Genomic DNA, 19,960 nt, shown 5'->3' on the forward strand with positions numbered 1-19,960 from the left:
TCGGCGTGCCGACGCCTCACCCGACCGGGTCGACCCATGCCGTCTGCACCACCTGGAAGCCGGGGTCGCGCGTGACGAGTCGGCCACGACCGGGGGGCTGGTGCACCGGCCGGACCGTGCGGAGCAGAGCCCCCTCGCCGGGGTCGCCGCTGAGGACGATCCCGGGCGGGGCGAGGTCGGCGAGGGCGGCGAGGAAGCCGTCGTAGGCGCGCGTGGACCCCGCCGCGCGGCGTGCCAGCACGACGTGCAGCCCGACGTCCTGCGCCTGGGCGAGCAGCGGCAGGAGCGGTGCCAGCGGGTTGCCCGACGCCGTGGCCACGAGCTCGTAGTCGTCGACGACGACGAACGCCTCCCGCCCCGACCACCACGACCGCTCCCGCAGCTGCTGGGGCGTGACGTCGGCGCCGGGGATGCGGGTGCGGAGGAACTCGGCGAGCTCCTCGAGGTCCGCCGCAGCCTGGCCGGCGTTGGAGCTGAAGGACGCGAGGTACTCCTCGGGCACGAACCCGAGGTGGGCGCGCCGGTAGTCGACGAGGAAGATCGCCGCCTCGCGAGGCGTGCGGGTGCGCATGACCTCGCTGAGGTAGGTGCGCAGCACCGCGGACTTCCCCGCGCGGCCGTCGCCGTAGACGAGCAGGTGGGGGTCGGACCGGACGTCGAGGACCACCGGGGCGAGCGCCCGCTCGTCGAGGCCGAGCAGGAGGCCCGACGTCGTCGCCGGTGCGGCGGCCCGGACGTCCTCGAGCGGGACCCGGCCGGGCAGCAGCCGCAGCTTCGGCCCGGCGGGGCCGTGCCACGCCGCGGCGACCGAGCTCACGAGGTGGTCGACGCCGGCTCGCAAGGTGCTCGGCTGCGGGCGGGCGTCGATGCGCGGCAGGGCACCGAGGAAGTGCAGTCCCGACGCCACGACCCCGCGGCCGGGGCGGTCGGTGGGGACGTTGACCGCGACCTTGCGGTCGATCCCGGAGTCGAACGGGTCACCCAGGCGCAGCTCGTACCGGGTGGCAATGATGTCCCGCACCGCGGGGCGGTAGTCGGTCCACCGGGTGGCGGAGGTCAGCAGGTGCACGCCGTAGGTCAGCGCCCGCTGCGCGAGCAGCTGCAGCTCGGACTCCAGCGCCTCGAAGTCGCTGCGCAACGTGGCCCAGCCGTCGACCACCAGGAAGACGTCGCCGTACCCGTCGTCGACCTCGGCGCGCCGGGACCGGTAGTTCTCGATGCCGTCGATCCGGTGTCGCCGGAAACCCCGCTCGCGGGCCTCGACGATCCCGGAGACCTCGGCGACGACCCGGCGCACGACGTCGGGCTCGGCGCGCGTCCCGATCCCCGCGACGTGCGGCAGACCGGACAGGGCGGCGAAGGTGCCGCCACCGAAGTCCAGGACGTAGACCTGGGCCTCCTGCGGCGTGTGGGTCAGCGCCAGGCCGGTGACGATGCTCCGCAGCAGCGTCGAGCGCCCGCTGTGCGGCCCGCCGACGACGCCGACGTGGCCCCCGGCGCCGGCCAGCCGGCACACGACGGGCTCGCGGCGCTGCTCCCTGGGGACGTCGACCGTGCCGATCGGGAAGGTCAGCACCCCGTGCTCGCGCCACGCCCGGGAGACGAGCCCGAGCTCGGGGTCGGCGGCCAGGTCGGGCATGAGCGCGTCGAAGGTGTCCGGCACGTCCAGCGGCGGCAGCCAGACCTCGTGGGCGGCCGGGCCCCGGCCGACCATGGCGCGGACGGCCAGGTCGAAGGTGGTCACCTTCTCGGCGCGGGTCCTCGCGGGGCCTGTGGCCGGACCGCCGGCAGGTCCGTGACCGGAGGAGCCGCCCACGAGCGGGTCGGCGCCGCGGCGGCGGGCGGCACCGTCGTCCGCGGGAGCCACCGCGCCCGCGCCCACGACCGCGCCGGTGGCCACGCCGGTGGCCAGGAGATCGTCCTCGGCGTGGACCGGCGCGGCCCGGAAGGGCAGGACCTGGACACGTGCGGGGCCGGTGTCGTGGTCGTCGACCGTGCCGCCCCGCGACGGCGGCGGGCCGGAGACGTACGCCGCCTGGAAGGCCTGCAGCGTGGCCTGGTCCCCCTTGAGGTACCCGCGACCCGGCACCGGCGGCAGCTCGTAGGCGTCGGTGACGCCCAGGACGGCCCGGGACTCGGCGGCGGAGAAGGTGCGCAGGCCGACCCGGTACGACAGGTGGGACTCCAGTCCGCGCAGCCGGCCCTCGTCCAGGCGCTGGGAGGAGAGCAGGAGGTGGATGCCGAGCGAGCGGCCCAGTCGACCGATGACGACGAAGAGGTCGGCGAACTCCTGCTTGGCGGCGAGAAGCTCGGAGAACTCGTCCACCACGACGAGCAGGCTCGGCAGCGGCTCGAAGTCCGCCCCGGCGGCGCGGTCGCGCTCGTAGTCGCGGACCGACTGGTAGTTCCCCGACCGCCGCAGGATCTCCTGCCGCCGGACCATCTCCCCGCTCAGCGCGTCCTGCATGCGGTCGACGAGCGAGAGCTCCTCGCTGAGGTTGGTGATGACCGCCGAGACGTGGGGCAGCCCCGCCATCCCGGCGAAGGACGCGCCGCCCTTGAAGTCGACCAGCACGAAGTTCAGGGTCTCGGAGGAGTGCGTCATCGCGAGGGCGAGGACCAGGGTGCGCAGCAGCTCGGACTTGCCCGAGCCGGTCGCCCCGATGACGAGTCCGTGGGGGCCCATGCCCTGCTGGGCGGACTCCTTGAGGTCCAGGTAGACCGGGGTGCCGTCGGGCGAGACGCCGATCGGCACCCGCAGGCGGTCACGCTCGGGGCGGGGGCGCCACGCCCGGCGGACGTCGAGGTCGCGGACGTCACCGAGGCCCAGCAGGTCCGTGAGCTCCTGCGCCTGCCGGACGCCGTCGCCCTCCCCCACCCGGTGGTCGTCCCCGAGCGGCGTGAGCCGCCGGGCCACCGCCTGGGCGACCGTCACCGACATCGCGTCCGCCTCGCCGCTGACAGGCTCCATCCGGGGCCGCACCGCCGAGACCATCACCTTGTCGTGGTGCGGTGACCTCTCCACGTGCAGCCGCAGCCGGGCGGCCTCCGCGAGCTCCCCCCACGCCTCGGGCAGCTCCATGACCGTGATGCCCGCGACCCCCTCGGGCGGGAGCAGCGGGCTCGTGGCGGGGGCGTGCCCGCCGTCGACGACCAGGAGCAGGTGGGGCAGGCTCGACTCGTCCCCGTACACGAAGCGGCCCCGGTTCGGCACCTCCGGGGGGAGCAGCGCCAGGAGGTCGTCGACGTCGTCGACGACGAGGCGGGCCGGCCCGGCGGCGTCGACCGCGACCGGGGAGTGCGCGTGCGGCAGCCACTTGACCCACTCCCACTGCTCGCGCTCCTGCGACCCGGCGACGACCGCGACCAGGAGGTCGGCCGGGGCCGTCGACACCGCGGCCGAGCACACCATCGCCCGGGCCAGGGCGCGGACGTCCTCCGCCCCACCGGTGACCTCGATGCGGGCGAAGCCGCGCAGCAGGACGGTCGAGGGCAGGTCGGGCTGGACGCGGTGGGTCTTGAGCAGCCGGTGCAGGGCCGACGCGGTGACCGGGTCGAGGGTGTCCATCGCGTCGGTGTCCGGCGGGACGAGCTCGGTGGCGAGCTGCTGCGGACCGGTGCCGTAGCGCACGAGCAGGAAGTTCGGGTCCTCCGGCTCGTGCGTCCACACCCGCGCCGGCTCGGCGGCCACGAAGGGCAGCGCGTGCGGGGCGGGGAACCGCCACGTGAGGGCCTGGCGCTGCTGGGCGGCGGCACGGCGAGCCTGCTCGCGGACCTTGCCGAGGTAGCGGAGGTAGGAGCGGCGGTTGTCCGTCACGCGTGCGCGGCGCATCGCGACGTTGCGCCAGAGGGTCACGCCGACGAACCCCGCCATCGTGACGAAGAACAGCCCGCCGGCGATGAGGCCCAGCGGCCCCGGGTTCGCGACGGCGACGAAGACGACGCTGCCGAGGCCACCCAGCATGGGGAGCAGCATCATGAGGGAGCCGCCGAGGCCTTCGCCCTGGTAGAGCTCGGGCGGCGGGTCGAGCTCGATGCGGCCGGTGGGCAGCTGCGGCGGCCGCAGCTGCTCGTCGGTCCCGTGCGCCATCCGCTCCCCCGCCTCTGCCCGGGGCGCTGCGCTCCGGCGGCCCTCAATATAGGCGCGGGCGGTCGTGGGCGAGCCGCGGCACCGGAGGGGTCACCCGGGGGGGGGCGTCGCCCGTCCGGCCACTAGGGTGTGCGCGGGTGGAGGGGGTGTCATGACCGACGACGCCGGGACCGAGCTGCGCCGGTTCTCCGTCATGGGTGCCGGCCGGGTGCGCGACGTGGTCGTCGACCCCCGTGCCCGGCTGGGTGACGTCCTCGACCAGCTCGGGCTGCCCACGACCACGGAGGCCCTCTCCCCCGGTGGGCAGCGGCTGCGCCGCACCGCCGTGCTGACCGGCGCCGGCATCCCGGACGGAGCCGTCCTCGTCGCCGTCGACGCCGGGGGCCTCGCCCCGAGCCGGGTGCAGCCGTCCGGGCCGCTGTCCGCCGCGCACGCGCCCGGGTCGAGGACGACGGGGCAGGTCGTCGCCGGCGCCACCACCGCGGCCGTGCCTGCGCCCGTCCCGGTGCCCGTGCCGCTGCCCGGGGGGGCCACCACCCGGTCGGGGACCGCCCACCGCGGGACCGAGGGCTCGGCGTGGCGCGGGGCCAGGACGGCGGCCACCTCCGCACCAGCGGCGACCCGCACATCCTGGTTCGCGCCGGTGACCGGCCTGGGCCTGACCGCGCTGACGGCGGCGACCGTGCTGCTCCCGGGTGCCGCGTCCGACGGCGCCGTGCCGGGGGCCGTGCTCCTCCTCGCGGCGCTCGCCGCCTCCTGGGCCGGCCGCGGCGTGCGCGTCCGGCTCTCCGCCGCCGTCGGTGCGGGCGTCGGCGCCGGCCTCCTCCTGCTCGGCCTCGTGCCGGGGCTGCCGACCGGCGCGGGCCACCTGGCCGTGGCCGCCGGCGGGCTCGGAGCCGCCGTCAGCGCCGTCGTGGGCCGCAGCGGCACGCCGCTCCTCCGACGGCTCGCCGCGACCACCGTGGTGGTGGGGCTGACCGTGACCGCCACGGCGGTCCTGGCGCTCGTGGCGTCGTGGCCGGTGACGGTGGTCGCCGTGGGTGCGGTGGCCGTGGCCGTGCCGCTCGCCCGCGTCCTGCCCGACGTCGTCGTGGACGTGGACACCGCCGCGCTGGTGGACCTCGACCGGCTCTCGACGACGGCCTGGTCCCCGCGCCCCCGCCGTGCGCACCCGCGGTGGCGCCCCATCCGCCGGGACGACGTCGTCGGGCAGGTCCGGGACGCCGTCCGCCATCAGCGGGTGGTGCTGGCCGGCGTGCTCGCCGGCGTCTGCGTGTCCAGCGCGGCCCTCGTCGCCGCGTCCCCGGGCTCCGCTCTCGCGACCACGCTGCTGCTGGGGACGGCCGGCACCGGTCTCGCGCTCGTGGCGCGCCGGTACCAGGACCGCACGGACCGCTGGCTGCTCCGGTGGAGCGGCCTCGCGGCCGTCGCCGCCGCCGCGGTGGTGCTCGCCGGACGGGTGCCCGGCGGCGTCGGCGCCGCCGTCGGCGTCGGGCTTGCCGCCGTGACGGTCGCCCTGGTGCTGCTCGCGCCCGTCGTCGGCCGGGGCTGGACGTCCCTGGGGCTGGGCCGGCTGGCGGACGTGCTCGAGGCGCTGTGCGTCGCCGGGGCGCTGCCCCTCGCGGTCTGGGCCGCCGCCCTCGTGCCGTGGATCCGGGGGCTCGTGACCTGAATGGCCACCGCCGGGCCCGGCCGGCGCGCTCAGTCCGTGGCGTCGCGCCGCCCGCGCCCCAGGGCCCGCGCGAGGGCGACCGCGGCGACCAGCCCGACGCCCCCGGCGGCCAGCAGCAGGCCCGTCCGGCGCGCCGGGGCCCAGGGCTCCGACCGTGGGCCGGCGACCGCGGGCCCGACGACGTCCGTGCCGGTCTGCGCCGGGGGGTGCCCGGGGACCGGGGGGCCTGGACGGGACGCGTCGATCGTCAGGGTGAGGGCGTCGTGCGGCGAGACGGCGCCCCAGCCGAGGACGTCGTCGCGCGACCCCTGCCTCGGGCGCTCCGCGCTCATCATGATCCGGTGCGCCCACAGGTCGGGACCCTCGTCCGGGAACTGCTCGGCCAGGAGGGCCGCGGTCGCGGCGACGTAGGGGACGGCGTAGCTGGGCGTCGGCTCCTCGCTGAGGTAGCAGTCGAGCAGCCCGCGGTAGGCGGTGGCGACCAGCTGCCCGGGAGCCGCGACGTCGACGTGGGACCCCGTGAAGGTCTGCTCCGAGGGCCGGCCGTCGGAGCCGACCGGCGCGACCCCGAGCACCCCGGGGAAGCCGGCCGGGTAGTGCACGCCCCCCGGGTCGCCCGCGGGAGCCGTCAGCGCGCTGCCGGCGCTGGCGACGACCAGGGCGCCCCTGCTGCCGGCGTAGGCGACGGCGTCCTCCAGGCGCGGATCGGGCTCGGCGACGCTCATCGACACGGCGATGACCTGCACCCCGGCGTCGGCCGCCCAGCGGATCCCGTCGGCGAGCCGACCGGTGTCCGGCAGGAGCTCGGGATCCTGCTCGGTGGGGTCCTCCACGGCGCCGAACACCTGCACCGGCACGATGGTCGCGTAGGGCGCCAGGCCGACGACGCCGGAGCCCTCCGCCGGTCGGGCCCCGATGATGCCGGCGACGGCCGTGCCGTGACCCGAGGGGTCGGCCCAGCCGTGCGGCTCGTAGACGTTGACGTACTCCTGCTCGAGCGAGGCGGGCAGGAACGAGGTGCCCTCGGCGTAGGCGTCGCCGTACGGGCCACCGTTGACGAAGTGCGGGTTGGCGACGTTGATGCCGGAGTCGACGACGGCGACCCGCACCCCCCGTCCCGTGGCACGGGTCCACACGCGACTGACGTCGTAGCGGTCGAGCGCCTCCGGCAGGCCGGTGACGGCGTAGCCGCCCTCCTGGTCGCAGTCCTGCGACGACTCGTCGTCCGCGACGGCGTCGGCGACCGGGCGCACCCCCTGCGCGACGGGCGCGGCGTCCGGCGCGGCCCCGGGTGGCCCGGTGACGACGATCCCGGCGACGGGGAGCATCGCTGCGAGGGCGACGGGCGCGACGCCGAGCCGGCGGACCGCACTCCTCACGCGTCTGCCCCGGTGAGCCCCCGGGAGACCGCGCGACGAGCGTCGTCGACGTCGAGCTCGGGACCGTCGCCGAGGTGCGCCAACCACGACGCGGGCACCCGCACCGGCTCGACGCCCGGGTAGCCGAGCCGGGCGAGGATCTCCCCGGAGGGCACCGTGACGCCGAACCGGGTCGCCGTCTGGTCCACGAGGAACACCGGACCCGTCCCCGTGCCGGTGCTGCTCATCCGCACCAGCGCCCCGCTGCCGGCGGCGACCGTCACCCGGCGCCCGGCGAACATCTCGTGGGTGGGAGGGACGGTGGCGAGCGTGGTCCCGGCGCGCTGGTCCCCGGCGGTGTGCAGGGCGGCGCACGGCTGCTCGGTGGTGGTGCGGGGCAGGTCCGACGGCCAGTTCTCCGGGGCGTAGGGATCGGTGTCGTTCGGGACGCCGCTGAGGTCCGCGTTGGTCACGTCCTTCGCGTTGCCCAGCCCGCCCGGGGCCTGGATCGAGTAGAGCGCCGCCGCGAACGGCGTGATCGGCGCCGCCCCGGTCCGCGTCAGGATCGACGTCGCCCCGCCCACGTCGACGTTGCGCACGAGCTGGCCGACGCTCGCCGCGCCGCCCGGACCGCCGATGGCGGCGGGCAACGGCTCACCGAGGCCGGGGATCGTCTCCAACGGCCACTGCAGCACGCTGCCCGGGGTGTAGAGGTCGACGAACGTGCCGGGGGCGGCGACGGCGGGCACGGTGTCCAGTCCCAGGATGCGTCGCACGCTCGGCTGGGCCTGCGCCGGGATCTCGTAGCGCACGCCACCGGTCACGAGCACCTGGCCGCCGTCGTGCTGCAGGACCACGCCGGACTCGGTGTCCTCCTCCAGGCGCGTCGCCGGGTCGATCGCCAGGTAGGTCGACCCGTTCGGCGCCAGGCACGCCGTCCATCCCGACTGCTGGAGCTGGTCCGGCGCCGGGAGGTCGTCCGGGGCGCCGACGATGCCGATGGTCGCCCCGCGAGGCGCCGCGGCGACGGCCTCGTCGGGCACCACCTCCACCCGGAACCCCGAGTCGGACGGCAGGAGGAGCCTCGCCGAGGCGGTGTTGATCACCGGGTAGAGGGTGCCGTCCAGGGCGAGGAAGCGTTCGCCGCTCCCTTCGGTGATGACGACGCCCTGCTGGTCCCAGTCGTCCGGCAGACCTGGGCTGAGCAGCCCGCTCAGGGCTGCCGCGGCGACCATGAGCGCCGACAGCACCACTCCGGCGACGACAGGACGCCCCTGCGGCAGGCTCTCGACCTCCTTGCCCCGCGGGGTGCCGCTGACGAACGCGGAGACCAGACGCCGCCGGCTGTACTTGTGCGCCTCGATGAGGTCACGCTTGCTCGCCACCGGCTGCTCCGGCCCCCCTGCTCCACGTCATGGTCGAACGCTCGTCAGGCCCGACGCCGGTCGCGCCGGCTCGTGGCCGCGACGCGGACCAGCGTCATGCCGGCGGCGATGCTCGCGCCGGCGACCGCCAGAAGGCTGTGCGGGTCCGCCCCGGTGTCGGCCAGCCGGTCGGTGCCCGTCGTCGCGTCGCCCGACGTCCGGGTGTCCGCGGCCCGCGCCGCCTGCTGGCGCCGGATGAGCTCAGCGGTCAGCACGCGCGACGCCGGGGCGTCGGCCACCGGGTTGGCGGGGAGCTCGCGGGAGCGGACGTCGCCGGTGGGCAGGCCGCGGGTCGCGAGCACATCGGAGGTCTGCTGACCGGGCCCCTGCACGGGTTGCGGCGCGGGCTCCGGGCGCGGCTCGGGCTCCGGGCGCGGCTCGGCGGGCGGGTCCACCGGGGGGTCGACCGGTGGGTCCACGGGCGGGTCGACCGGCGGGTCCACGGGCGGGTCGACCGGGGGGTCCACGGGCGGGTCGACCGGCGGGTCCACGGGTGGATCGACCGGTGGGTCCACCGGGGGGTCCACGGGCGGCTCGACCGGCGGGTCCACGGGCGGCTCGACCGGCGGGTCCACCGGCGGGTCCACCGGCGGGTCCACCGGCGGCTCCACCGGGGGGTCCACCGGCGGCTCCACCGGCGGGTCCACGGGCGGCTCGACCGGTGGGTCCACCGGCGGCTCCACCGGCGGGTCCACGGGCGGCTCGACCGGGGGGTCGACAGGCGGCTCGACCGGCGGGTCGACAGGCGGCTCAGGCAGATCGACCAGGGGCACGACCAGCAGGTCCACCGAGGTCTCGACCGGACGATCGACCGCCGGCTCCGCCGGCAGGTCCAGCGAGGGCTCGAGCGGGACGTCCACGGCCCGCGCCACCGGCAGCTCCTCCGAGAGTGCGACCGTGACGTCCACGGGCTGCGCCACCGCGAGGTCCGGGCAGAGCGGGAACAGCGGCTGGCCGCAGCCCTCGACGACGACGGGCTCGACGCGCGGTGCGCCGTCCACCACGGCAGCGGAGGCCGCCGTGCCGGGGACGAGGACGATGGCGGCGGCGAAGGCACCGGCTCCGGCCAGCCGCGCACCGCCCAGCAGTGCGCCCGGCACGAGGAGCTGTCGAGGTGCCGGAGCGGCGAGGTGGCGTCCGGCGTAGGAGCGCGTGCGCGCGGTTCTGCTCATAACGACTGAATCACTCCGAGCGCCAGGACCGTCAGGGGAACAAGCAGGACGAGCAGGACGGATTCCACCACATCGGTCGCCCGGGCACGGGCAAGGACTGACCGCGGCGGGAAGGCCATGAGGAGATTCACCCCGACGGCGGACATCGCGACGACGGCCGCGAGGACCGGCGCCCATGCCGGCTCCGCGAGCACCGCACCGATCGTGGCCGTGGCGACGGAGAGCACTCCACCGGCCACCGACACGACGACGTCGACGGCCCGGGCGTCGCGCCGAGCCGCGAGGACGAGCAGCACCGACACGAGCCAGCTCACCGCGAAGGCGAGCGGGTTCATCGGGGCGACGACGGGCGCGACCAGGACGTGGAGGACCGCCAGGGTCAGCCGGAGACCGTGCACGAGCCGCGCAGAGAGCTCCACGCGGTCACGGACCGCCGTCCCGTCGATCGGGTCGGGGTCCCGCAGGATCGCGTCCTCCGACTGGAGCGGCGGTGGCGCGGTGCGGGTGAGCTGCAGCGCGTACCGCGGCGCCAGCCCGGCGACGAGGACCAGCAGCACCGTGAGCACCAGCAGGACGCGGCCGGGGTCCAGCCCTGTGCCGACGACCAGGCCTCCCGCCGCCGCCCCCACGACACCCACCGTGACGGCGGGCAGGAGCGGCCACCCTCGCTCCCGGAGCACCGCCAGACCCACCGCTCCGACGAGCGCGACGCCCAGGCCGGCGACCACGCCGGTGGCACCCGGGCCGGAGACCAGGTCACGGGACGCAGCGACGAGGGCGAATGCGACCGCGGTGCCGAAGAGCACCAGCGCGCCCTCCACGTCCTGGCGCACCCGGGCCAGGACCGCACCGCCGAGGGTGGCGATCACGGCGACACCCGCGGCGGTCAGGGCCGCCGGCAGCGGGGGGATCGCCGCGGCGTGGAGGGTCCACGCGCCCAGGAGGGCGAGGACGCCCGCGACGGACAGCATGGTGCGCCGTGAGCTCTCCGCCGTCCAGGTGCCGGCCTGCTCCTCGACGACGTCGGCGATCGCCTCGACCAGGTCGTCGTAGACCTTCGGCGGCTTCTCGTCGACGCCGACGCTGACGGACAGCACCGCGCCGTCGCGCACACCCTGGGCCAGCAGGCTCGCGTCGAGGTCGAGGGCATGCCCGTCGGCGGTGTGCACGCGGCAACCGCCGTGGACCTCGTCGGGCTCGAGGACCCCCAGGGTGCGCACGACGCCGGGCAGCACCTCGGCGAGCGGCAGGAGCGCGGGCAGCGTGAGGTCCGCCGTGCGCGAGCGTGCGACGACGGTGAGCCGGACGATCTCGTTCGGCGTCACGGCCGGTGCGGCGGCCGACGCCTGCTGGTCGACGGCGGTCACCGGACGACTCCGTCCCCGGCGAAGTCGCCGCCGTCGAGCCAGTCCTCGCCCACCTCGACGTCCGAGGTCCACGTCCGCTCGTCGTCCAGGCCCCGGCCGGCCGGGCGGCCCCCGACGACGAGACCTCCGGCAGCACCCCCTGCTCGACCGCCGGCGGCGGGACCTGCGCCGGCAGCTCCGGTGCCCTCTGCGCCGCGGCCCCCTGCGCCCGCCGCGCCTGTCCGGCCCATCGCGCCCCGGGCACCCGCCTGGGCCGCGCCGTCCGCACGACCGGCACCCGCGTCCTGGTGTCCTGCACCACGCGGCCCGGCCGCGACGCCGGGTCGTCCGGCACCGGCGGGGGCCACGCCCGCCTGCCCCGCGCCCGGGTGGAGCGGGGCGCCCGACGGGCGCGCGGCCGCACCGGAGCCCGGTGCCGCAGCGCCGGCAGCCGAGGAACCCGCTGCACGACCCACTGCCGAGGAGCTCGACACACCGCCCGCGGCCCGGGCGCCCGCCGGGCCACCCGCACCTCGCGGTCCCGCCGCACTGCCCGTCCCGGTGGTGACGCCCGTGACTCCGCCCACCGGACGCGCACCCGCCGCACCACCGGCCGCGCCACGAGAACCCGCTGCCCCACCGGACCCCGTCGAGCCGCCCGGCACACCACCGGCCGCGCCACGAGAACCCGCCGCACCACCGGTCCCGGTCGTCACACCTGCCATTCCGCCCACCGGACGAGCACCCGCCGCACCACCGGAGCCCGCCGTCACACCAGCCACCCCGCCCACGGGGCGAGCACCCGCCGCACCACCGGACCCCGCCGTCACGCCAGCCACGCCACCCACCGGACGGGCACCCGCCGCACCACCGGACGCCGTCGAGCCGCCCGGCACACCACCGGCCGCGCCACGAGAACCGGCCGCACCACCAGACCCCGTCGTCACACCGGCCACCCCGCCCACCGGACGGGCACCCGCCGCACCACCAGACCCGGTCGTCACGCCAGCCACCCCGCCCACCGGACGAGCACCCGCCGCACCACCGGACCCCGTCGTCACACCAGCCACCCCGCCCACCGGACGGGCACCCGCCGCACTACCGGACCCCGTGGTCACACCGGCCACGCCGCCTGCCACGCGAGAGCCCGCTGCGCCGCCCGTCCCCGTGGTGACGCCCGACATGCCGCCCGCCGCACCACCGCGGATCGCGCCGCCGGGGGCCGCGATCCCGGGGGCCGCACTCCCCCCGAGCCGAGCCGAGACCGGGCCGAGGGGCGCCGCGGCCCCGACCGCACCGCCACCCGCAAGCAGCCCGCTGCCGCCCGCCAGACCGACCAGCCCGGCGGCCGCCGCGCCGGCGCCACCGGCGAGGACACCACCCGACGAGCCACCGAGGGCACCGGCGGCACCGACGCCGTCGCCCGCGACGGTCGGCGGGACACCCGCGACGGTCGGCGGGAGGCCTCCGACGGTCGGCGGGACGCCCGCGCCTCCGCCGGCCGCAACGGGACCGACGACGGGTGTGATCACGCCGTCGACGGCCGGCGCACCGTCCGGAGCGGATGCCGGCGCCGGGACGCTCGCGGGCTCGTGGACGATGTCTCGCGGGACCACCGGTCCGATGGCACCCGGAACCGCCGCCGAGGCTGCACCGGCGCCGCTGCCGGTGCGCGCACCGAAGCGTGTCGTGCCCGCGGCACCGGTCGCGGCACCGCGCGCGGCGACAGCCGAGGACCCACCGGCGGAGGCACCGCCGGCCGTGACCCCTTCGCTCCCCGCCGTGGCGTGGACCTGCCGCTCGGAGCTCCCGTAGCCCAGATCTGCGGCGAGCGTGCCCGACGACGCCTCGAGCTGACGCTGGAGGGTGTCGAACGCCTGCCCGGCCGCCCGCTCGCGCTCGTCCTTCGCCGCCTCGAAGGAGTCGACGGCCTGCCGGTGCGCGGTCCATGCCGGCCCGGGAGTCCCTGCTGCCTCCTCGGTGCGGGCGGCGTCGGTCATCGTCGGAGGAGAGCCGACGGGCGGCAGGGCCGCACGACGCCGCTCGGCCGCATCGAAGGCCGCCCGGACGCCGGCGAGCGCCGCGATGGAGGTCTCCACCTCGGCGAGCTTGCCGTCGACCGCCGCAGCGAACCGTCGGGTGGCCTCCGCCGCCGCCGACCCGCCGGCGCTGGGGTAGGCGTCCTCGAGCCCCGGCCCAATGGTCATGGCGAGCTCGTCCTTCACGGCGGTGAGCTCGGTGCGCACCTCGGTCAAGGCGCGGTGCGCCGCGTCGAGGCTCGCGTCGTCCTGGGTGACCGCCATGGCGAGCCGTACCTCGTTGGGACCCATCGACCCACCGCCCCCGCTGTCCATCGCCACGTTCATGCGTCTGATCCTCCCCCGGCGGCGACGCCGTCCGGGATGTCGTCGGTCTTCCGTCGGGCACGCGCCCACAGTCCGGCGCCCACGAGTGCGGCGCCGAGGACTCCCGCCGCCCCGAGCCGGCCCCACGGCGGGCCGTCCGCCTCGACCCCCGAGGCCGACTCCTGCCCGGCGGCGTCCGCCTGGACCGACCCGCCGTCGTCCGCGCGGGCTGCCGGCGGCGTGGCCGTCGACCCGTCCGACGGGAGGGCGGGTCCGAGCGGCCACGGCAGCTGCAGCTCGTCCTGCGTGTACGTCGGCTCCCAGAGCTCCACGACGCCGTCGGGCCCGCGCTCGGTCATGGTCGGCGCCGGCGGGTCGTCCTCGAAGGCCCACCGGACGCCGCCGTAGAAGGGGTGCACGTCGGGGTACCCGGCCGGGTCCTCGGCGAGCATCGTCGGGAGCGAGAGACCACCGAAGCCGTACGACGTGGCGAAGCCGACGTCGTTCGGGTGGTTGGCGTTGCGGACGAGCGACTGGAGCACCTGGTTACCGGTCGCCGCGGGCCAGCGCTCCATCACCAGCGCGAGCGCACCGGCGGTGAGCGCCGACGCCCCCGACGTGCCGCTGTTCATGACGTCGGACTCCCATCTGCCGTCCACGAGGCCACCAGCGGTGAGGTCCACGCCGGGAGCCATGATCGTCGCCCGCCCTGCCCCACCCTCGTAGGGAGCGACCGCGACCGCTGCGCCCGGGTCCGTCGTGACGGACCGGCTCTCGGTGACGTAGTCGACCGGCCGCCAGTCGGCGGAGTTGAACTCCGCAGCGAGACCGTCCTGGTCCCCGGCGACGACGTTGACCACGCCGTCGAGGTCGCCGAAGCCGAGGATGGACCCGTCCGGACCCTCGTTGCCCGCGCCGTTGACGAAGACGACCCCGTCCGCGATGCCCTCGTTGACGACGTCCTGGACGTCGGCTCGCCAACCCACCGTGACCAGGACGACGTCGGGGTCGGCGGCGAGCACCTCGCGGAGGAACTCGCCGTCGTCGCGCTCACCGTGCAGGCAGGCGAACGACGGCCCCGTGCGTCGCTCCTCCCGCGTGTCGTACACGGCGTACGTCCGGAGCGTCGCGCCCGGGGCGATGCCGGCGAGGCCGCGTCCGTCGGGCGGCCGGGTGCCCTGGCCGTTGCCCACGAGCATCGCGGCCATCGAGGCGGTGTGCCAGGTGACCTCCGAGATCGGACCGGACGGGACCGACGCGGGCCCGTCGGTGCCGGACATCGGCTGCTCGCACCGCGTGCCGCTGGGGACGACGTCCTGGCCCTGGAGCTCGGGGGCGTCGGGGTAGATCGGGGCGTCGAGGAGGGCGATGGTGACGCCGTCGCCGGTCACCTGCTGGTGCGCGTCCCGGACACCCATCGCGTCGATCCACCACTGCCCGGCGTCGAACTGCTCCGACCGATCCGCCGCGGCCGCCTGCGCCGCCGGGAGGGTACCGGCGAGACCGGCTGCCGCGAGGGCGACGGCGGCGCGCGCACCTCGACCCACGGCACGCCTCCCGCCGGTCGGTGCACCTCCCCCGGCGTCGTGCGCGGAGGTGACCCGGTCCGGGCACCCGCGGCCCCGATGCACCGTCCACGTCATCCGTACGGCCGGCTCTCGTCCTCCGGACCGTGGGTACCCCGCTCGTCCGCCGGTCCACGCGCACCCGGCTCGCCCGCCGGTCCGTGCAGATCGCGCTCGTCCGCCGGTGCGTGCGAACCCTGCTCGCCCGCCGGTGCGTGCGAACCCCGCTCGCCCGCCGGTCCGTGCGTACCGCGCTCGTCCGCCGGTCCGTACGCACCCCGCTCGTCCGCCGGTCCGCGCGTACCCGGCTCGTCGCTCCTGGCCGCATCGGCCGCGTCGGCCGGCCCTCCGCGCGAGCCGTCGACGCGCTCGCTCCCCGGGGCGGCGTGCTCCTGGGCGGCCTCGTCCGCCAGCGCGGACGGGTGCGCCTCGACGAACGCCGTCGCCGTGCCGGCGACGTCCGCCGCGTTCCTCTCGGCCGCCGCGGCGTAGGCGTCCACCGCCGCTGCGTAGCTCGAGGCGGCGTCGGTCTCCAGGGTCTCGACCCTGCTCACCGCCGTGCGGAGTGCCTCGCGCAGCTCGACGAGGTCCTCGCGGACCTGGTCGGCCGCGAGCCGGTGGTGGGCGACGGCGAGCTGCCACGTCTCCGCGAGCGACGTGGCAGCCGGTGAGCTCCCGAAGATGTGGCCGGTGGGCACGGTCCGTGCCCGGTCCGCGGCCGCTTCCCCTCGGTCGACCGGTATCCGGCCGGCGACGGCCGCGACGGCCTGGAGGTCGACCTCCAGGCCGTCACCGGCGACGCTCACTGGAACGTGGCGGCGTTCGCCCGCTCGGTCTCGATGGAGGTCGTACGGACCTGCTCGACGGCGACGGGGATCTTCGCGAGGGCGTCCGCCATCTCCAGGAAGGCGCGGTCGCAGCGCGTCTTGAACTGGTCGTACGCGGCGCGGGAGTCCGTGTCGTCGCCCCACTCGGCCATCGTCGAGCGGAGCTCGCCGGTGAGCTGCTCGTAGCCCGCGCGCAGCTGGCTGTCCGTGGCCCGCAGCTTCGCAGCGATGGCCTCGAGACCGGAGAACGGGATCTTCGTGATCATGGGTCAAGCCTTTCCGTGGTCGGGTCCGGTGGTCACTGCATCTCCGGTGGTCACTGCATGCGAGCGGAGAGCGGGGTGACGTTCTGGCGGAACACCGAGCTGCTCTCCTCCTCGGACGCGGACGCCTTCGTGTCGACCGAGGCGAGACGGGACGAGAAGACCTCGAACTCCCGGATGAGGCGGTTGGCGTCCTCGATCCACGAGTTCGCGAGCTGGAAGAACGCGTTGGCGCCCTGGCCCGCGTACTGGCCCTGCAGCCCGCTCACCTCACCGGTGAGGCTGCTGACCTGGCCGTTGAACTCGCTCTGCTTCGCGCTGACCTTCTGGGCGGCGCGCGATTGTGCGCCGATCTCCAGCTGTGTCCTGTCCGCCATGCTTTCCTCCCCAGTTCGCCGAGAACGAGTGCGTCCGCCCCGCTCCCACGTCCGTCGAGCGCGACACCGCCGCCCAGCGGGGAGCGTACCGACGAGGGCACCCGTCGGCCACGTCAACCACCCCACGGGATGACGGGTGACCTCACGACGCCGCTGATCGCGTACCGGCCGTGGACCGCGTGCGCGCCGCGCCGGCCCGATGGCGACGTGCCTACGAGGCGCCGCCCTGCTGCGCCGTCGCCCACACCTGTCCCCATCCCGGCGCGAGCTCGGCGGCCCGGCGGGTGGCCAGGACGAGGCTCGCCTCGCGGGCGATGCCCTGCCCGGCGATGTCGAACGCCGTCCCGTGGTCGACCGAGACCCGCACGACGGGCAGCCCGACGGTGATGTTCACGCCGTCGTCGCCGTACACGGCCTTGAACGGGGCGTGGCCCTGGTCGTGGTAGCACACGACCACGAGCTTCCAGCGGCCCTTCACGGCCGCGGGGATCAGGGCGTCGGCAGGCAGCGGCCCGACGGCGTTGATGCCCTGCTCCCGCGCCGCCGCGATGGCCGGCGCGAGCACGTCGGCGTCCTCGTCGCCGAAGAGGCGCTCCTCACCGGCGTGCGGGTTGAGCCCGGCGACCCCGATCGGCTCGTCGGGGCGGCCCAGCGCGCGGGCGAAGGCGCCGACGAGCTGCAGCACGTCCCCGGTGCGCTGGACGGTGACGTCCTCGATGGCCCGGCGCAGGGACACGTGGGTGGTCAGGTGGAAGAAGTACAGCTCCCCCGCCGACAGCACGAGGCTGAAGTTGGCGACGCCGAACTCGTGGGCGAGCAGCTCGGTGTGCCCCGGCCAGCGGTGCCCACCGGCGTGCATCGCCGCCTTGTTCAGCGGCGGCGTGACGATGCCGTCGACCACGCCGTCCCGGGCCAGGGCGCAGGCGGTGATCACCGACCGGGCCGCGGCGTCCCCGGCCTCCGGGCTGATCCTGCCGTAGGGCACGTGGGCGAGCGAGGGCCCGTCCTGGACCACCTCGATGGTGCCGGGCTCGTTCGTGGCGTCCTGCGGTGAGGCCACCACGCGCACCGCACCGGGGTCGCCCCCCACCGCCTCGGCCCCCTTGCGGAGGGAGTCGGCGTCCCCGATCACGACCGGCCGGCAGAGGCTGCGCAGGTCCTCGTGACCCAGCAGGGTGCGGGCGGTGATCTCCGGGCCGATCCCCGCCACGTCCCCGAGGGTGACGGCCAGGGTCGGCAGCTGCTGCTCGCTCACTCGAAGCTCCTGTCCCGCCGCACGTCCTGCGCGGCTGTGATCAACACGTCGGTGTCCCCGAAGCCGCCGGCCTTGGTGGCGACGGCCAGTCCAGCGGCCCAGCCGCCCACGAGCCTGCCGAGCGGCACCCCCGGGGCGATCTGGCCGTGCAGGCGGATGCCGGTGGCCTCGAGCTCGGCCATGACGGCTCGTGCCCCGTCACCCCCGGTCACGACCAGTCCGGCGACGGTCGCCCGGCGCAGCACCGCGGTCGCGGCGCCGGCCAGCCGGTCGGCGACCAGCACCGGGGTCACCGCTGCCCCGCCCCGCTCCGGTGCCCTCAGCAGCAGCACCTCCGGCTGCTGCTCGGCGGAGGCGAGCACGGCGTCGACGAACTGCGCCCAGGCGGTGTCGTCGAGCAGCTGCTCGCCGGTCGGCTCGTGGCAGACGGCGCCGGCGGCGACGAGGGCGCGGGACTGCTCGCGAGCGGCGTCGTGCAGCGACGTGACCACGACCAGCGCGGTGAGCGTGGGCGCCTCGCCCCGCCACATCTCGGCCAGCGGCTCGGCGAGCCCGGCGGAGCCGACGGCGACGGCCCGCTCGCCCAGCTCCACCACCGCGGTGGCCACCCGGTGCAGGTCGGCGTCGTCCTGGGCGTCGACGACGACCACCGGCCCCGCGGACAGGAGGGTGCGCGCCCAGTCGGCCGGTGACCCCTGCGGGTCCAGGGCCACGAGCGGGGCGTCGAGGAGCGCCGGGATGCTGCTCGTGGTCAGCGGCGTCACCGGATCGGTGCCGACCGCGGTCTCGCTGACCGGCGTGCCGCTCACCAGCAGCGTGCCGTCCCGCACGGTGCGCCCGACCGCCGGGAAGGCGGGGCACACGACGGCCACGACCCCCGGGGGCAGCGCTGACAGCACCGCGTGGATCTCGGCGGCCAGCTGCCCGCGCAGGGTCGAGTCGATCTTCTTGTACAGGTGACGCGCGCCCGCCGCCCTCAGGTCGCTGGTGGCCGCGCTCACGCGCCGGGCCGCCTCGTCCGGCGTGCACGCGCGCGAGTCCGTCGTGACCGCCAGCACCTCGGCAGCGGTCTCCGCCGGCACCAGCTGCAGCTCGGCCGTCCATCCGGCCCGGGCGAACTGGACGGCGGTGTCGCCGGCGCCGGTGAGGTCGTCGGCGAGGACGGCGATGCGCAGGCTCATGCGTCCACGTGGACGGGGACGGGCGCGAGCCCGCCCTCGCGCCTCAGCACGGCGGCGGCCACCACGGGCGCCAGGATCGCCGTCACGAGGACCGCCGCGGCGACCTGCGCGGTCGCGGTCCCCACGAAGGGCTCGAAGCTCGGGTCGGCGGCGGCGACGATCGCCGGCGTCGCCACGGCGTTGCCCGCCGTGGTCCCCGCGGCGAACCCGATCCCCGCCTTCGGCCCGCGGCGCAGGATGAACCGGTACGCGAGGTACAGCAGCCCGCCGGTGAAGAGGACGACACCCACGCCGATGACCAGGCCCGTCAGTCCGCCGGTGATCACGTTGCGGATGTTGATGCCGGCGCCGAGGGCGAACGCGAAGAAGGGGATCACGATGTTCGGCACCGGCTCGACCACCCGGCGCCACTCGGGGTCCACGTTGCCCACGACCACTCCCAGCAGGAAGGGGACCACCGCTGCCAGCAGGGTGAGCAGCGGGATGTCCCCGAGCCCGGACGCGCCGAGGAAGAGCAGGACGAGGAACGGGCCGTCGTCGAAGGCGCTCGCGATGTAGGCCCCGCGGTCACGCTCGTCGCCGTACTGACCGGCGAAGGCCAGCCAGAGGCCACCGTTGCTGTTCGCGAAGCAGGTGATCAGCGCGAGGATCGAGACGGTCCAGAACCCTTCGATCCCGGTGACCTGCCCGATCAGGACGACCACGGTCGCCGGGATGAGCGTCTTGAAGATCAGGACGACGAGCGTGTGGCCGGCGACCGCGCCGCCGGTGCCGCCGGTGACCTGGGTGCCGGTCGCGAAGATGAGCAGCGCGATGAGCGCCAGGGCGCCGTCCTTGAACAACGCCGTGGTGAAGCTGCCGATCCCCAGGGCGTCCGGGGCGAAGGTCCCGACGAGCGACCCGAGCACCAGCGGTATGAGCATCAGCCCGCCCGGTATCCGCTGCATGGTGGCGAACATGGGGAACCTCGACCGACCGTGCTCGCTCATGCCGACCTCCTCGTCGCGGCCCTGCGACGACAGGTCGCAGATCCCTGGCACGTGGTGCGCGCGTCAACGTGGCACGGGGTGGTGGGCCGCGCAACC

13 protein-coding genes are annotated in these 19,960 nt (G+C 76.2%); 1 reads left to right on the forward strand and 12 read right to left on the reverse strand.

Features of this window, described 5'->3' with window-relative positions; translation table 11 throughout:
* Positions 1-16 precede the first annotated feature (16 nt).
* Positions 17-4,090 carry a type VII secretion protein EccCa gene (gene eccCa, locus CAE01nite_RS14815; protein ID WP_146906101.1) on the reverse strand — a complete coding sequence of 1,358 codons (4,074 nt, stop codon included), beginning with the start codon at positions 4,088-4,090 and terminating at the stop codon, positions 17-19.
* A gap of 151 nt (positions 4,091-4,241) precedes the next feature.
* Here eccCa and CAE01nite_RS14820 point away from each other — a divergent pair, with 151 nt between their 5' ends.
* Positions 4,242-5,762 carry a hypothetical protein gene (locus tag CAE01nite_RS14820; RefSeq protein ID WP_146906103.1) on the forward strand — a complete coding sequence of 507 codons (1,521 nt, stop codon included), beginning with the start codon at positions 4,242-4,244 and terminating at the stop codon, positions 5,760-5,762.
* Between the two features lie 29 nt (positions 5,763-5,791).
* Here the strand turns inward: CAE01nite_RS14820 and CAE01nite_RS14825 are convergent, their stop codons facing one another.
* The 11 genes from CAE01nite_RS14825 to CAE01nite_RS14875 all read right to left on the reverse strand — a co-directional run bounded on the left by CAE01nite_RS14825 (position 5,792) and on the right by CAE01nite_RS14875 (position 19,864).
* Entirely contained in the window at positions 5,792-7,141 is a 1,350-nt protein-coding gene (locus CAE01nite_RS14825; protein WP_146906105.1) for a S8 family serine peptidase, read from the reverse strand.
* Positions 7,138-8,505: a type VII secretion protein EccB gene (gene eccB, locus CAE01nite_RS14830; protein WP_146906107.1), complete on the reverse strand. Its 1,368-nt coding sequence runs from the start codon at positions 8,503-8,505 to the stop codon at positions 7,138-7,140. Before eccB ends, CAE01nite_RS14825 begins: the two co-directional genes overlap by 4 nt.
* A gap of 44 nt (positions 8,506-8,549) precedes the next feature.
* Positions 8,550-9,716 carry a hypothetical protein gene (locus tag CAE01nite_RS18255; protein WP_186816605.1) on the reverse strand — a complete coding sequence of 389 codons (1,167 nt, stop codon included), beginning with the start codon at positions 9,714-9,716 and terminating at the stop codon, positions 8,550-8,552.
* Complete coding sequence (gene eccD, locus CAE01nite_RS14840) at positions 9,713-11,083, reverse strand: type VII secretion integral membrane protein EccD (RefSeq protein ID WP_186816606.1); 1,371 nt, start codon at positions 11,081-11,083, stop codon at positions 9,713-9,715. Before eccD ends, CAE01nite_RS18255 begins: the two co-directional genes overlap by 4 nt.
* Before the next feature lie 2,341 nt (positions 11,084-13,424).
* Positions 13,425-14,954, reverse strand: coding sequence for a S8 family serine peptidase (locus tag CAE01nite_RS14845; RefSeq protein ID WP_186816607.1), 1,530 nt, complete (start codon positions 14,952-14,954; stop codon positions 13,425-13,427).
* Positions 14,955-15,046: 92 nt separating this feature from the next.
* Positions 15,047-15,778, reverse strand: coding sequence for a collagen-like domain-containing protein (locus CAE01nite_RS14850; RefSeq protein WP_146906112.1), 732 nt, complete (start codon positions 15,776-15,778; stop codon positions 15,047-15,049).
* Complete coding sequence (locus CAE01nite_RS14855) at positions 15,775-16,065, reverse strand: WXG100 family type VII secretion target (RefSeq protein WP_146906114.1); 291 nt, start codon at positions 16,063-16,065, stop codon at positions 15,775-15,777. The genes CAE01nite_RS14850 and CAE01nite_RS14855 overlap by 4 nt, the downstream gene beginning before the upstream one ends.
* 50 nt (positions 16,066-16,115) lie before the next feature.
* On the reverse strand, positions 16,116-16,439 hold the full coding sequence (locus CAE01nite_RS14860) for a WXG100 family type VII secretion target (protein WP_146906121.1): 324 nt from the start codon (positions 16,437-16,439) through the stop codon (positions 16,116-16,118).
* A gap of 211 nt (positions 16,440-16,650) precedes the next feature.
* On the reverse strand, positions 16,651-17,694 hold the full coding sequence (gene pdxA, locus CAE01nite_RS14865; protein ID WP_146906123.1) for a 4-hydroxythreonine-4-phosphate dehydrogenase PdxA: 1,044 nt from the start codon (positions 17,692-17,694) through the stop codon (positions 16,651-16,653).
* Entirely contained in the window at positions 17,691-18,875 is a 1,185-nt protein-coding gene (locus tag CAE01nite_RS14870; RefSeq protein ID WP_146906126.1) for a four-carbon acid sugar kinase family protein, read from the reverse strand. The genes pdxA and CAE01nite_RS14870 overlap by 4 nt, the downstream gene beginning before the upstream one ends.
* Complete coding sequence (locus CAE01nite_RS14875) at positions 18,872-19,864, reverse strand: 2-keto-3-deoxygluconate permease (protein WP_146906127.1); 993 nt, start codon at positions 19,862-19,864, stop codon at positions 18,872-18,874. Before CAE01nite_RS14875 ends, CAE01nite_RS14870 begins: the two co-directional genes overlap by 4 nt.
* Positions 19,865-19,960: the final 96 nt, after the last annotated feature.

Origin of the sequence: Cellulomonas aerilata, from assembly GCF_007991755.1 — a bacterium.
GTDB classification, from domain to species: Bacteria; Actinomycetota; Actinomycetes; order Actinomycetales; family Cellulomonadaceae; genus Pengzhenrongella; species Pengzhenrongella aerilata.

Excerpts from the sequence above, each read along its gene's own strand:
- eccCa (WP_146906101.1), bottom strand. The coding sequence starts at position 4,090 with ATGGCGCACGGGACCGACGAGCAGCTGCGGCCGCCGCAGCTGCCCACC.
- CAE01nite_RS14820 (WP_146906103.1), top strand. The coding sequence starts at position 4,242 with ATGACCGACGACGCCGGGACCGAGCTGCGCCGGTTCTCCGTCATGGGT.
- CAE01nite_RS18255 (WP_186816605.1), bottom strand. The coding sequence starts at position 9,716 with ATGAGCAGAACCGCGCGCACGCGCTCCTACGCCGGACGCCACCTCGCC.
- CAE01nite_RS14855 (WP_146906114.1), bottom strand. The coding sequence starts at position 16,065 with ATGATCACGAAGATCCCGTTCTCCGGTCTCGAGGCCATCGCTGCGAAG.
- CAE01nite_RS14860 (WP_146906121.1), bottom strand. The coding sequence starts at position 16,439 with ATGGCGGACAGGACACAGCTGGAGATCGGCGCACAATCGCGCGCCGCC.
- CAE01nite_RS14870 (WP_146906126.1), bottom strand. The coding sequence starts at position 18,875 with ATGAGCCTGCGCATCGCCGTCCTCGCCGACGACCTCACCGGCGCCGGC.
- CAE01nite_RS14875 (WP_146906127.1), bottom strand. The coding sequence starts at position 19,864 with ATGAGCGAGCACGGTCGGTCGAGGTTCCCCATGTTCGCCACCATGCAG.